This is a genomic window from Sphingobacterium psychroaquaticum, from assembly GCF_004421025.1.
GTDB lineage: Bacteria > Bacteroidota > Bacteroidia > Sphingobacteriales > Sphingobacteriaceae > Sphingobacterium > Sphingobacterium psychroaquaticum.
The window spans coordinates 2,019,667-2,031,402 of the sequence record NZ_CP038029.1; the positions used below are offsets into that span (position 1 = coordinate 2,019,667).

Here is an 11,736-nt window from a genome sequence, read left to right on the forward strand (position 1 = left end):
TTATGTACGAATTATTTTTTAGGAAGAAGGCTGTCAATCAGTTGATTTCCGACTTCGGTCATTAGGCCTTTAAGTTCTTTGTATGGGACAATTATCGTTGTAGATCCCTCAGAGTATGCTTTTATTTCATAGATATTATAGTGAAATAATAATCCTTCTCTGGTCAACCCGTAGTTGTCTGCCAAGGTGAATTGATTGTTGTCGAAAAAATATCCTGAACCAAAAGAATCTGTCTCTTTCAGGTTTTCTTTCTTTCTAAAGTGTTTTTCGGCAATCTCTTTCAATCGTGTCGTATCTTGCACCAAATCGGTAAGGGCAAGACGTTTTTTATTCGCGATATCGTAATTGAACCACAGCTCTACTTCCATGCCATGTGCACCTCCGGTATAGTCGGTCAAGGCATTGGCTACGGTTAGGAAGCGTCCTGTGTTTAAAACGACACGTGCTTGTTGATCCTTAAACCACGCATGGAACTCCTTGTTTCCACTGTGTAATTCATCTTCAGCATACTCGTTAAAGCTGGATAAAAAGCTTTCCGATACCTGTTCTACAGAGTCTTCGCCATCGACAAATAAAGCGCCTTTTACAAGCTCATTTACTTCTTCGCTAAAGACAGGATAAGTTGCGGAGAAAGAAGTCGTATCCAACGTAGATTCGGTGCCAGCGAAGTAGGGACTAAAGTCCACAAACTTCTTGATCGTGTATGACAAGGAGTCCTTTGGAAAAATAGCTTCCGGAGAGGTGGCACCTTCGGCGACCTTATTAACCTTTCCTTCTGGCCCACACGCCCACAACCCCGTTGTTGCGAGCAATAAACATAGATATAATTTGTTGCGATACATTAATCAGCAAACGTTAAAGATACATTCATCCATTCTTTATCAAACTCCGTTTCGTATTTTTTATAGAAGTTAATAGCAGGATCATTCCAAGTAGAGACCTGCCAAGTCATTCCACTATAATTCATTTCTTTGGCGTAGGCGATTGTAGCATCCAGTAAAAGTTTGCCGACTCCGTTTCCACGTTCCGATTTGGTTACGATAAGATCTTCCAGATACAAACTGCGTCCTTTCCAGGTAGAGTAGCGTATGTAGTGTAAGGCCATACCAACTATTTTATTGTTGCGTTCCGCCACAAAAGCGCCCCATACGGGGTAAGTGCCGAATCCGCTTGCCACAAATTCTTCCATCGTCACGGAAACACCTTCCGGTTCCCTTTGGTAGGTGGCTAATTCTTGTATCAATTCCATCATGGCCGGACAGTCGGCCTCTTTAGCTTTTCGTATTGTTATCATCTTTCAGTTTATAGTGTTTGACAACGCGCTTTCCAAACACCGTACTCCCTAGCCGAACCATATTGCTTCCCTTCTCAATCGCCAGGTGGTAGTCTGATGACATACCCATAGAAAGAATGCTAAAAAAATCTTCCTTTCGGAAGTAACTTGCTTTTACACCATCAAAGAGCATTTTCAACTCATAGAATTCTTCTTTGATCACCTTTTGGTTCTCGGTGTTTGTCGCAATTCCCATTAATCCACAAATGCGGATATTTTGTAGTTCTACTAATTCTTCACTACGCAAAAGCTCTATAAGTTCCGCATGATCGAAACCGAATTTTGCCTCCTCATCGGCAATATGAACTTGCAGTAAACAATCAATTATACGGTCGTGTTGCTTTGCACGTTTATTAATCTCCTGTAATACCTTTAAAGAATCTACTGAGTGAATCATCGTAACAAATTCGGCGATATATTTCACCTTATTGGTCTGTAAGTGGCCGATTAAGTGCCACGCGATATCTTTAGGTAGATGTTCTTGTTTTTCAACGAGTTCTTGCACCTGGTTTTCTCCAAAAATGCGTTGGCCCGCTTGATAGGCTTCCATAATCTCCTCGTTAGATTTAGTTTTGGAAACAGCAATAAGGGTTACACCGATCGGTTTGAGCTCCGCTTGTAGAGACTCTATGTTTGTAGCAATACTCATTTTAGTATAAAATCAAAGTTCAAAAACTTAAAAAGCGGTTATTCAGATGCCTTTTTGTAAATTTGTACAAACTTACGAAATGCAACGCTTATTACTCATTATATTCGCATCGTTTTTTTTGGGAATTTCCTGTAAAAAATCCGTTCCAGAGGGGATTATGTCACGTAGTGAGATGACCGATATGATGGTGGAAATACACTTAATAGATGGTTATCTCAATGGACTAAATGTAGATAGTGCGCGTAAAGTTATTGATGGTCTTTATGGTCAAGTTTTTGAGAAGCATGGCATAGATTCCAGCCTTTTCAAAAAAAATATAGCGTACTATCTAGGTGACCCCGATGTTGCAAAGACGCTGTATGACGAAGTTAACAAAAATTTAACAAAATACGAAGCAGGGTACAGAACAGAGGACTCGATCCGCAATGTATTTGTGATGGATAGTATGCGTACAGTGCAACGTTTTACTAAGCTGAAGGATGAGGGCGAAAAGATGATCTTGAAGGGTAAGGAGTTTGGCGAAGTGTATACCTATAAAAGCGCTGCTATTCGTTTTATGGAAGAGGCAGGGTTGACGTTAAATGTATATGGGGAGCAGATACCGTTGCAGGTAGCTCCACCAGTGAGTCCTAAACCGCTCGAAGCATTACCAGTCGGTACGTCTGGGCAAGAGGTTCGTGTTGTTGCCCCGGTGAATGCGGATTCTACTCTTAAGGCTGCTGAGCTCGAGTCGAACGGACCAGCACAATAATTGATTTTATTTTTATGATTTTCCCTCAAAACGCAATAGATAAATTAGGTTTTACTGAAATAAAAAATCTTATTACCGCAAAATGCCTGAGTGAACCAGGTAAGGAGATGGTCGCGAAGATTCAACCGCAAGTAAAACTTGATCAAATAGATAGGTTCTTGCGTCAAACACAAGAGTTTAAGGATTTACTCTTGAACGATGCCCCACTTCCAGTGGACCATTTGTATCCTATAAAACCATTGGCCGATAAAGCGCGGGTCGAAGGAGCTTTCTTAGGTGAGGACGAATTCTATCGTATTCTTTTATCCTTACGCACGGTGTTTGCAATCATTCGCTATTTTAACGACCGTGAGGGGCAGTATTCACACTTAACGTTATTATTTGAACACCTTCCAATAGAAACAAAGATCGTTCGCCAGATTGAACAAGTGATCGATGACCGTGGGCGGATGAAAGATAATGCATCTCGTGATCTATTGAATTTGACGCAACAGATTCTCAAGAGTGAACAGGAAGCACGCAAGCGTATTGATCAAGTATTTAAGCAAGCTCAGCATAATGGATGGACGGCGGATGGTAACTTAACTATCCGTGATGGTCGTTTGGTGATCCCGATTCTTGCAGAGAATAAGCGCAAGGTGAAAGGCTTGATTCATGATGAGTCCGCTACAGGACAAACGGCTTATATTGAGCCTGAGGAAGTATTTCACCTCAATAATAAGGTGCGGGATTTGGAGTTTGAATGTCGCCGTGAGGTTATTCGGATATTGACCGAATTAACGACAGAACTGCGTCCGCATATCCCGTTGTTAATGTCGTATCACGGCCTATTGAGCAAGCTGGATTTTGTACGTGCGAAAGCCCTGTTTGCGATCGATATTGAGGCGGAGATGCCGGAATTGTCTAAGGAGGCGGAAGTAAGTCTGGTCAACGCTAGGCATCCACTGTTGTTGCTAGGTGTCAAAAAGGAACAAGGAGAGACGGTTGTTCCCCTAAATATAAAAATTGATGCCGTAGATCGGGTTATTCTGGTTTCGGGACCCAACGCTGGTGGTAAATCGGTCTGTATGAAGACAGTGGGTTTATTACAAATGATGGTACAGGCAGGCGTGTTAATTCCTGCTGAATCAACCTCGAAAGTAGGTGTCTTTAAGCAGATCTTTGCCGATATCGGGGATGATCAATCCATCGAGAGTGACTTGAGTACATATAGTGCACACCTCTCTAAGATGAAGCATTTTACCACTTTTGCGGATGGGCGAACATTGGTTTTGATTGATGAATTTGGGACAGGAACGGACCCTTTATTTGGTGGACCAATTGCAGAGGCAGTTCTCGAGGCATTGCACAAGAAAAATATTCGAGGTGTTATTACCACGCATTATTCCAATTTGAAGGTCTTTGCAAGTAATACACCGGGTTTGGAAAACGCATCTATGCTTTTCGATAATGTTGCGATGCGCCCTTTATATATTTTGCAGGTTGGAAAGCCGGGTAGTTCCTATGCATTTGAAATTGCGCAAAAAATAGGACTTAGTAAGGAAATACTAAATTCAGCGAAACAGAAGATTGGTAAGCAGCAAAAGAAGGTTGATACATTGTTGGTCGATTTAGAGCGTGATAAACGTGTGGTGCACGATACAAAGGTGGCAGTAACAAAACGAGAACGGGAATTGCAAAGTTTGCAAGCCGAAGTCTCGGAGTTACAAACCCACTTGGAAGAGAACCAACGTCAGATTTTACGTGAGGCAAAGGAAAAGGCAAAACAGATTTTGAAAGATGCCAATAAATTGGTGGAGAATACGATTTCGGAGATCAAATCTGTACAAGCGGATAAAGACAAAACGAAAGCTATTCGCCGTAATTTACACGAGGCTATCGATAATCATACCGATAAACGCGTGGTGACGCAAAGTCCGAAGCTGGTAAATACGGTCGATGAAACGATTGAGGTAGGAGATTGGGTCCGCGTTTTGGACGCAGGGACTGAAGGACAGGTGATGGAGGTGTCGAGAGGAAATAACCTTATTATTGCATTGGGAGATCTTCGGACTGTAGTAAAGAAAAATAAGGTAGAGAAATTACATGGCAAAGAGAAGTCGAAAGTTGTTCGCCGAAATCGGGGAACCTCCACTCAGTCGGCTGCCGATTTTCAGCCTGAAGTAGATGTGCGGGGAATGCGTACAGAAGATGCTTTACGACAAATAGAGCTGGTTCTTGACCGAGCCGTTATGATTGGTTATCCAAGTTTAAAAATTGTGCATGGTAAAGGCGATGGTATTCTTCGTAAATTCGTTCGTGAGTACCTACGTAAATATAGTCACGTATCACATTTTGAGGATGAACACGCAGATCGGGGCGGTGATGGTATAACACATGCATATATTAACTAGTTAACTTTTATTATATTTTATGATCTCGTTTGACTTCGATTTCGAAAGCCAGATTTTACCGATCTTAATTTCTATTGTTTGTGGTGCTGTCGTTGGTTTTGAGCGGGAGTTTAAGAATAAATCAGCTGGATTTCGAACCTTGATATTGATTTGTTTTGGTTCGACTATTTTTACTTTGCTTTCACGAATGGGACACCTTTCGGATGATCGGATAGCAGCAAATATTGTGACCGGTATTGGTTTCCTGGGGGCAGGCGTAATCTATCACGGTAAGTTTTCGGTACAGGGATTGACCACTGCGGCTGTCATCTGGACAATGGCTGCTATTGGGATGATGATTGGCTTTGGTCATTATGGTTTAGCATTAGTTCTGACAGGTAGCATGGTCGTCATCCTATCGTTGTTCCAAAAAATGGAACTCCTTTTAGCGAATGTGTACTTTATACGGAATATCCGTGTTACCTTTCAGGATATCCAAATGTCTAATTTACGCGAGTTTGAAGTGTTTATGCAGGAACATCAGATTAAGCTGAACCGAAAAGGAATGGAAAAGGAGGGAGAGCATTTGACGGTTTTATATGAGGTAACGGGAACGCGAAAAAATATAAGGCGTGCGAACGAGAAGATTGTAAGCTTAGATTATGTATATGCCTTTACGAGTATCTAAAATAAAAAAGCCGCATTGTTTAATGCGGCTTTTTTATTAGTATTTGTTGTTATTTTTTGCGGTACATCTCTTCACGTTGCGCTTTCACAGCATCTGAATTGATATACTCATCGTAAGTCATCAACTTATCAATAATACCATTTGGTGTTAGTTCGATCACACGGTTAGCAACAGTTTCAGTTAACTCGTGGTCACGTGATGTAAATAACATCGATCCACGGAAATCTTTCATGCCATTGTTCAATGCTGTGATCGATTCTAGATCTAAGTGGTTGGTTGGTTCGTCAAAGATTAAGAAGTTGGCACCTTGTAGCATCATTTTGGAGAACATACAACGCATTTTCTCTCCTCCTGATAAAACAGATACTTTCTTCATTACCTCTTCGCCGGAGAACAACATCTTACCTAAGAATCCGCGAATAAATTGCTCGTCCGCCTCAGGTTTATTGGTGTAATTACGCAACCAATCAACCAGGTTGTCATTTATACCCTCGAAGTATTCTGCGTTTTCGATTGGCATATCTGTCGGGGTAATCGTTACACCCCATTTGAATTCACCGCCGAAATCTTGATCTCTACCACTTAATATTTCGTAAAATGCTGTGGTTATAAGGGAGTTTTCAGCAAGGACGGTAATTTTATCCCCTTTATTGATCATAAAGGTAATGTCCTTGAAGTATGTTTCTCCGTTGATTGTCTTGCTGAGTCCCTCCACATGTAAAATTTGATCTCCAGGTTCCCGATCCATCTGGTTGAACATGATGGCTGGGTATTTACGACTAGAGGGCTTGATCTCGTCAATGTTGATTTTATCAAGTGCTTTTTTACGAGAAGTTGCTTGTTTGGATTTGGAAGCATTGGCAGAGAAACGACGGATAAATTCCTGTAACTCTTTAACCTTGTCTTCCATTTTCTTGTTCTGATCTGAACGTTGTTTTAACGCTAATTGAGACGACTCGTACCAGAATGAGTAGTTACCCGTATAAATCGTCATTTTGCTGAAGTCGATATCGACGATATGCGTACACACATGGTCTAAGAAGTGACGGTCGTGGGAAACAACCAATACAATAGCTTCGTAGCTTGCTAGGAAATCCTCTAACCAAGCGATTGTGTTAATATCCAAATCGTTGGTTGGCTCATCGAGAATAAGGACATCAGGTTTTCCGAAAAGTGCTTGTGCCAATAACACACGAACTTTTTCATTACCGTCTAATTCTTTCAGGAGCTTATAATGTTGTTCCTCACGGATACCCAAGTTGCTTAAAAGGGTAGCTGCGTTGCTCTCCGCATTCCAGCCATCCATTTCTGCAAATAAACTTTCTAATTCACCAGCGCGCTCACCATCAGCATCCGAGAAATCTTCCTTCATGTAGATGGCGTCTTTCTCTTTCATTACTTTGTATAGCTCCTGGTTACCAATCATTACGGTCTCCAAAACAGAGAATTCGTCAAATTCGTAGTGATTTTGCTTAAGAACCGACATCCGCTCGCCAGGAGTGAACGCTACCGATCCTGTCGATGGGTCTACTTCGCCAGAAATAATCTTTAAAAAAGTAGATTTCCCAGCTCCATTGGCACCGATAATACCATAACAGTTGCCAGACGTGAATTTAAGATTTACATCTTCGAATAGCACACGTTTACCAAAACGAAGCGATAGGTTGGATACATTAATCATTAAAACTTGTATATTTTATGTAAAAAACAATATAAAACTCTGATTTTAAATATGTTGCAATACTATTATTGTTAGCTTGTTGAAATTAAAATGCTAAAAAATACAGCATTATTTGCTACTTTTGTTGCTGAAAACTTTACAAATATTTCACAACAATATTTACAATCAATATGGCTTCAATTTCTGCGACAATTTTAAAGCATCATAAAAAGCAAAACGGACTATGGAATGTTAAAATTAGAATTTCACAAAAAGGAAAGTCCGTTTACGTCGATACCTCAATTACAGCGAAGAAAGAAGATTTGGATACAAAGTTACGATTAAAAAAGATATTTATAGACAAGTATCTAGGTGTTGAGTTAAATCGGTTAAGAGATTGTATAAATGCCTTAGGGATTCGAGTTGACAGCATGAGTGCAGACCAGATAAAGTCAATGCTTATACAGAAAGGTGAAACTATGGATTTCTTCACTTTCTTTGAAGATTATTCAAAAGCATTTGCTGGAAAGCCGAACACGTTGATCAAAAGAAGATCTTCTGTGGCAAGGCTAAGGGAGTTTGTTGGCACTGATACGTTGAGTCCTCTTGAAATCAAAACAAGGTTTTTGTCCGATTTCCAAGAGTTTCTTAAGTCACCACTCAGAAAGGATACAGTTGCAAGAGGAGGGAGGTCGAATAGGACAGTCGTGAATATTTTAGCGGACATTCAAATAATATTTAATATGATGAGAGATCGCTATAATGACGAAGATACTGGAGAGATCCGGATTCCAAATGATCCTTTTAGAAAGCTTATTAAGGTTCTTCCAAAGAAGTCGATAAACAAAAATTTAACAGTCAATCAAATAAGGGCTATTCGTGATCTTGAGCTCGAAGTTGAAGCCGATATTATTTCTCGTGATTTGTTTATGTTATCGTTTTACCTATGTGGCGTGAATGCTGTGGATCTGATGGGTAATTTGACCGATGAAAATATAGTGAGATTTAATTACAAGAGAAGTAAAACCTCAGGCAGTCGTTCAGATGAGGCTTTTATATCGGTTAAAGTGCCAAATGAAGCTAAAAATCTTGTGATTAAATATGCGGGGTATATTCAAAGAAGATACAAATCATCAAAATCACTTAATAATAGACTTAGTGATTCATTTACAGAGATAGGTAAAAAATTGAAAATAGAAAACCTTACATTTTATTCTGCGCGACACTCTTTCGCAACCATAGCTAGGAATGAATGTAGATTTAGTAAAGATGATGTGGCTGCTGCACTCAACCACTCATCGAATACGATTACTGACATTTACATCGCGAAAGATTGGTCAATAATAGATGATGTTCAACAGGGAGTTCTAAATCTACTTAGGGATAATGTCACTTCGTAACTCTTTCACTTGTTATCTTTTTCGGGTCAGCGATTTTACGCGTGGATAGTTTTTCGCCAGTCAACAACCAATTAAGGTCCATGTTGTATTTCGTTAACATGTAAATCATTAGCTCATGACTCGGTAACCTATTGCCATTTTCAATCCTGGAAACATTTTGTTTCTGCATGATTTCAATGTCAGTTTGCTTAATGTTGTATGTTAATCGAAATTCTTTAAATCGCTTACCCACTTGGACCTCCAACGAGTTAGGATCTTTTTCAATCTTCTGTTCGGTCATTATGTTTTTTCTTTTTATATAAACTGTTATTTATTAAAATAAAGCGGTTATTTCCCAACCATAGGTATGGGGATATTTTAAATACTTCTTTTGATACGAATTCAAAGAATAGGTTTCTAACGACCGAGCTGTCTAATAGAACTGATATTCTTTCAGTAACCTGCTCTACTAATTCTCTATTCTCGTCCTGATAGTTGATATTCAATGTAAAATCCTTGACATCACTCAGGGTTTTAACTTTGTGATAATCACTACTGCCAAGTTCAATTACTTTGAGCCTTATTTTACTAGGCTTGTACTTAAAATGTATTCCTCCATCCAATACGCCTGGGTACTTTTCGAACTCAGATTGCAAATGCCTTTTTACAATGTTCATAACCTTCAATTCTATTTCGGAGGTTGGCCAAACCTTAGGCATATCTATTGCAATTCTCTTTTGACAACGTTAAAAATTTGTACCAAATCGTCAATTTGCACATCAAAATCAGGGTACCGGTCTTTGTCTGGATTAAGGGATCGTAAAGTGATTGTGCCAGTATCGAGACATTGGTTCGCAATTTGTTTAGCTACGATACCTTCGGTTTTATGAATTAAAATCCAATTTGGCCATTGGTGGTTGTGTAGTTTGCTGGTCCATAATTCTCTTTTTACTTCGCGTCCAGTGGCAATGGTACCGTGTGGCATAGCTTCACGGATATCACCATTATCCATACTGTCACCTGAAATCTCAAAAGCCATGTATTTTCCTCTTACAAATTTGTCAACTGTGATGTAATGTTTTGGCAACTCTTCTATATATTCCTTATCCGCATACCCTGTTAAATATCCTGCTTGTGCATAGACTGGCACAAGATCAACCCCCATCCGGTAACGGCCAGGAGATATTTCCGTGAATTTATTGTCACCATCTTCCTCGTAGATTGTGACATCACCTAGGTCCCGTGCATTTTGATTAATCCTTTTAACAGGAGATTTATTGTCTGATGAACCAAATACCTCTTCTTCTGTTGTGTCTAGCTTTGTAACTATATTGATTACAACCTCTCGAGTGAGATTGTCCGTTCTAAAATATTGGTAAACAGTATTCCTAGCAACACCTAATTTTTTTGCTGCTTCGATTACCGATATACCATTTTTAGAAAGATAGGTTTTAATTTTTTCTCCCTGATATACAGACATATACAAATAATTGTAATATTACAACTTGTACAGTGTAATTATAGTAATTACATTTGTACCATACGAACAAACAAAGTTAATAAATTAGTTAATAAACCTTATCCCAACAGAGTACCATATATGAAAAAGATAATAGCAGGCTTAATAGATGATGGAGCGGAATTCTTTAAGAATGAAGGAAAGCTCTATTGTGTACATGCGAGACAAACTCATGAGTGGCCTAATTTTCCAGACAAAGTAGTTTCTCTAATAGAGGCAGATATGCTAAAGCATCCTGAAGCTTTAAGAGCCCTTTCTGAATGGGAAAACCTTCTTCCAGAAGACCATATGTATAGATACATAGTTTGCCGCTTTGGTGGTATTGATGATGAACCTGACATAAATTTAGAGGGGAAGATAGCTCATAAGGAATACTTTGAGTGTGGTTTAAGGGGGAAATGTCGGTTTGAAGGAAAGTTATGTTGCTCAATTAAAGCAGAGTATGGCATGTTAACTAAGATGGAGCTCGAAGTTCTTAAATGTAGTTCGCTTGGATATAAGGAGATCGGAGAACGATTATTTATATCAGTTGAAACAGTTTCAACTCACATGCAAAACCTTCGATTAAAAACCGGATTAAAGAATTCTACGCAGCTGGCTATTTACGCGATGCAGAAAGGAGTGATCTATGAAGGTAATTAGTATTAAACCTTCTCCTACAGTCGTAAGCTTTATCTCTAATATGAAAGAAGGTGATGTGCTAAGGTTTGCCTTACGCCATAGAAAGCAAGTTATTGAAACTGCTGGACGTAAAATGAAGGAGGTTCAACCTGATTTTAAGTTTCCTACAACGACTAACATCGAAGGAGGATTTATAGAGATTAGAAAGGAGGCAAAATGACATCAGTATTTGATTACGAACTACGCAACATGCTGACGAAGGCGGCAGAGCTAGGAGCGACTAAAGCGCTTGCCGAGACTGGGGCAATCAAGCCTTATATGAATAAGTCAGAAGCATATCGGGTTTATGGGAGGGGGATAGTTGATGGCTGGATTAAAGACGGCCTAATTACCACTCGTGGAGACCTATATAAATCTTGGAGAATTGATCGTGTGGAGATTCAAGCTTTAGCCGCTTCAAGAACTGTCGCAGAGTATATAAACAGCCAATACTTTAAAAACAAAGGTGCCGAAATAAAAACAAAGAAGAAGTCATGATAACTGAAGATAAATTAAAAGCACTTGGGTTCGAACGGTACGAATGGCGGGACGAAGATGGTGATAGTATTGTGGACCATAAGCTTAAAAAAGGAAGTGTAGTAATTGAGATTACAAACATGGAAAAGGTGGAGATAACCACTCAGGGGAATTACATTGAGCTCCCAAAAATCAATAAAGACAGTAAACTGGAACAGTTAATAAATCTCTTATCATAAAATAGAAAA

At 39.5% G+C, this 11,736-nt stretch carries 14 protein-coding genes; 7 read left to right on the forward strand and 7 right to left on the reverse strand.

The window, feature by feature from the left end:
* Positions 1-11 precede the first annotated feature (11 nt).
* Genes E2P86_RS08400 through E2P86_RS08410 form a run of 3 tightly spaced genes read right to left on the reverse strand, consistent with a single transcriptional unit; the run spans position 12 to position 1,982 of the window.
* On the reverse strand, positions 12-842 hold the full coding sequence (locus E2P86_RS08400; protein WP_085472922.1) for a DUF3298 and DUF4163 domain-containing protein: 831 nt from the start codon (positions 840-842) through the stop codon (positions 12-14).
* A complete protein-coding gene (locus E2P86_RS08405; protein ID WP_085472923.1) occupies positions 842-1,294 on the reverse strand; it encodes a GNAT family N-acetyltransferase in 453 nt (150 codons plus the stop codon). The genes E2P86_RS08400 and E2P86_RS08405 overlap by 1 nt, the downstream gene beginning before the upstream one ends.
* The gene (locus tag E2P86_RS08410; RefSeq protein WP_085472924.1) at positions 1,272-1,982 is read right to left on the reverse strand and encodes a YggS family pyridoxal phosphate-dependent enzyme; all 711 of its coding nucleotides are present in this window, start codon (positions 1,980-1,982) and stop codon (positions 1,272-1,274) included. Before E2P86_RS08410 ends, E2P86_RS08405 begins: the two co-directional genes overlap by 23 nt.
* 79 nt (positions 1,983-2,061) lie before the next feature.
* On the opposite strand from E2P86_RS08410, the gene E2P86_RS08415 reads away from it, so the two are divergent.
* Genes E2P86_RS08415 through E2P86_RS08425 form a run of 3 tightly spaced genes read left to right on the forward strand, consistent with a single transcriptional unit; the run spans position 2,062 to position 5,793 of the window.
* Positions 2,062-2,733 (forward strand): DUF4296 domain-containing protein, encoded by a 672-nt coding sequence (locus E2P86_RS08415; protein ID WP_166785173.1) that lies wholly within the window; start codon positions 2,062-2,064, stop codon positions 2,731-2,733.
* Between the two features lie 14 nt (positions 2,734-2,747).
* Positions 2,748-5,126, forward strand: coding sequence for an endonuclease MutS2 (locus E2P86_RS08420; RefSeq protein WP_134432336.1), 2,379 nt, complete (start codon positions 2,748-2,750; stop codon positions 5,124-5,126).
* A gap of 19 nt (positions 5,127-5,145) precedes the next feature.
* Positions 5,146-5,793: an MgtC/SapB family protein gene (locus tag E2P86_RS08425; RefSeq protein WP_085472927.1), complete on the forward strand. Its 648-nt coding sequence runs from the start codon at positions 5,146-5,148 to the stop codon at positions 5,791-5,793.
* Between the two features lie 49 nt (positions 5,794-5,842).
* On the opposite strand, the gene E2P86_RS08430 is transcribed toward E2P86_RS08425, so the two are convergent.
* A complete protein-coding gene (locus tag E2P86_RS08430; protein ID WP_134432338.1) occupies positions 5,843-7,474 on the reverse strand; it encodes an ABC-F family ATP-binding cassette domain-containing protein in 1,632 nt (543 codons plus the stop codon).
* A 170-nt stretch (positions 7,475-7,644) separates the two neighbouring features.
* On the opposite strand from E2P86_RS08430, the gene E2P86_RS08435 reads away from it, so the two are divergent.
* Complete coding sequence (locus tag E2P86_RS08435; protein WP_134432340.1) at positions 7,645-8,853, forward strand: tyrosine-type recombinase/integrase; 1,209 nt, start codon at positions 7,645-7,647, stop codon at positions 8,851-8,853.
* On the opposite strand, the gene E2P86_RS08440 is transcribed toward E2P86_RS08435, so the two are convergent.
* Genes E2P86_RS08440 through E2P86_RS08450 form a run of 3 tightly spaced genes read right to left on the reverse strand, consistent with a single transcriptional unit; the run spans position 8,843 to position 10,312 of the window.
* Positions 8,843-9,133 (reverse strand): helix-turn-helix domain-containing protein, encoded by a 291-nt coding sequence (locus E2P86_RS08440; RefSeq protein ID WP_134432342.1) that lies wholly within the window; start codon positions 9,131-9,133, stop codon positions 8,843-8,845. The genes E2P86_RS08435 and E2P86_RS08440 overlap by 11 nt on opposite strands.
* Positions 9,114-9,509: a hypothetical protein gene (locus E2P86_RS08445; protein WP_134432344.1), complete on the reverse strand. Its 396-nt coding sequence runs from the start codon at positions 9,507-9,509 to the stop codon at positions 9,114-9,116. Before E2P86_RS08445 ends, E2P86_RS08440 begins: the two co-directional genes overlap by 20 nt.
* A gap of 44 nt (positions 9,510-9,553) precedes the next feature.
* Positions 9,554-10,312, reverse strand: a complete 759-nt coding sequence (locus E2P86_RS08450; protein WP_134432346.1) for a LexA family transcriptional regulator — start codon at positions 10,310-10,312, stop codon at positions 9,554-9,556.
* A 120-nt stretch (positions 10,313-10,432) separates the two neighbouring features.
* Between E2P86_RS08450 and E2P86_RS18350 the strand changes: the two genes are divergently transcribed.
* From E2P86_RS18350 to E2P86_RS08465, 3 genes are all read left to right on the forward strand, one after another.
* On the forward strand, positions 10,433-10,993 hold the full coding sequence (locus E2P86_RS18350) for a response regulator transcription factor (protein WP_134432348.1): 561 nt from the start codon (positions 10,433-10,435) through the stop codon (positions 10,991-10,993).
* 195 nt (positions 10,994-11,188) lie between these two features.
* Entirely contained in the window at positions 11,189-11,509 is a 321-nt protein-coding gene (locus E2P86_RS08460) for a hypothetical protein (RefSeq protein ID WP_206368006.1), read from the forward strand.
* Positions 11,506-11,727 carry a hypothetical protein gene (locus tag E2P86_RS08465; RefSeq protein ID WP_134432350.1) on the forward strand — a complete coding sequence of 74 codons (222 nt, stop codon included), beginning with the start codon at positions 11,506-11,508 and terminating at the stop codon, positions 11,725-11,727. Before E2P86_RS08460 ends, E2P86_RS08465 begins: the two co-directional genes overlap by 4 nt.
* Positions 11,728-11,736 lie beyond the last annotated feature (9 nt).

What these genes read in the sequence shown, in the direction of transcription:
- E2P86_RS08420 (WP_134432336.1), top strand. Translation starts at nt 2,748, where the DNA reads ATGATTTTCCCTCAAAACGCAATAGATAAATTAGGTTTTACTGAAATA.
- E2P86_RS08450 (WP_134432346.1), bottom strand. Translation starts at nt 10,312, where the DNA reads ATGTCTGTATATCAGGGAGAAAAAATTAAAACCTATCTTTCTAAAAAT.
- E2P86_RS08400 (WP_085472922.1), bottom strand. Translation starts at nt 842, where the DNA reads ATGTATCGCAACAAATTATATCTATGTTTATTGCTCGCAACAACGGGG.
- E2P86_RS18350 (WP_134432348.1), top strand. Translation starts at nt 10,433, where the DNA reads ATGAAAAAGATAATAGCAGGCTTAATAGATGATGGAGCGGAATTCTTT.
- E2P86_RS08430 (WP_134432338.1), bottom strand. Translation starts at nt 7,474, where the DNA reads ATGATTAATGTATCCAACCTATCGCTTCGTTTTGGTAAACGTGTGCTA.
- E2P86_RS08460 (WP_206368006.1), top strand. Translation starts at nt 11,189, where the DNA reads ATGACATCAGTATTTGATTACGAACTACGCAACATGCTGACGAAGGCG.
- E2P86_RS08445 (WP_134432344.1), bottom strand. Translation starts at nt 9,509, where the DNA reads ATGAACATTGTAAAAAGGCATTTGCAATCTGAGTTCGAAAAGTACCCA.
- E2P86_RS08465 (WP_134432350.1), top strand. Translation starts at nt 11,506, where the DNA reads ATGATAACTGAAGATAAATTAAAAGCACTTGGGTTCGAACGGTACGAA.
- E2P86_RS08425 (WP_085472927.1), top strand. Translation starts at nt 5,146, where the DNA reads ATGATCTCGTTTGACTTCGATTTCGAAAGCCAGATTTTACCGATCTTA.
- E2P86_RS08410 (WP_085472924.1), bottom strand. Translation starts at nt 1,982, where the DNA reads ATGAGTATTGCTACAAACATAGAGTCTCTACAAGCGGAGCTCAAACCG.
- E2P86_RS08440 (WP_134432342.1), bottom strand. Translation starts at nt 9,133, where the DNA reads ATGACCGAACAGAAGATTGAAAAAGATCCTAACTCGTTGGAGGTCCAA.
- E2P86_RS08435 (WP_134432340.1), top strand. Translation starts at nt 7,645, where the DNA reads ATGGCTTCAATTTCTGCGACAATTTTAAAGCATCATAAAAAGCAAAAC.
- E2P86_RS08415 (WP_166785173.1), top strand. Translation starts at nt 2,062, where the DNA reads ATGCAACGCTTATTACTCATTATATTCGCATCGTTTTTTTTGGGAATT.
- E2P86_RS08405 (WP_085472923.1), bottom strand. Translation starts at nt 1,294, where the DNA reads ATGATAACAATACGAAAAGCTAAAGAGGCCGACTGTCCGGCCATGATG.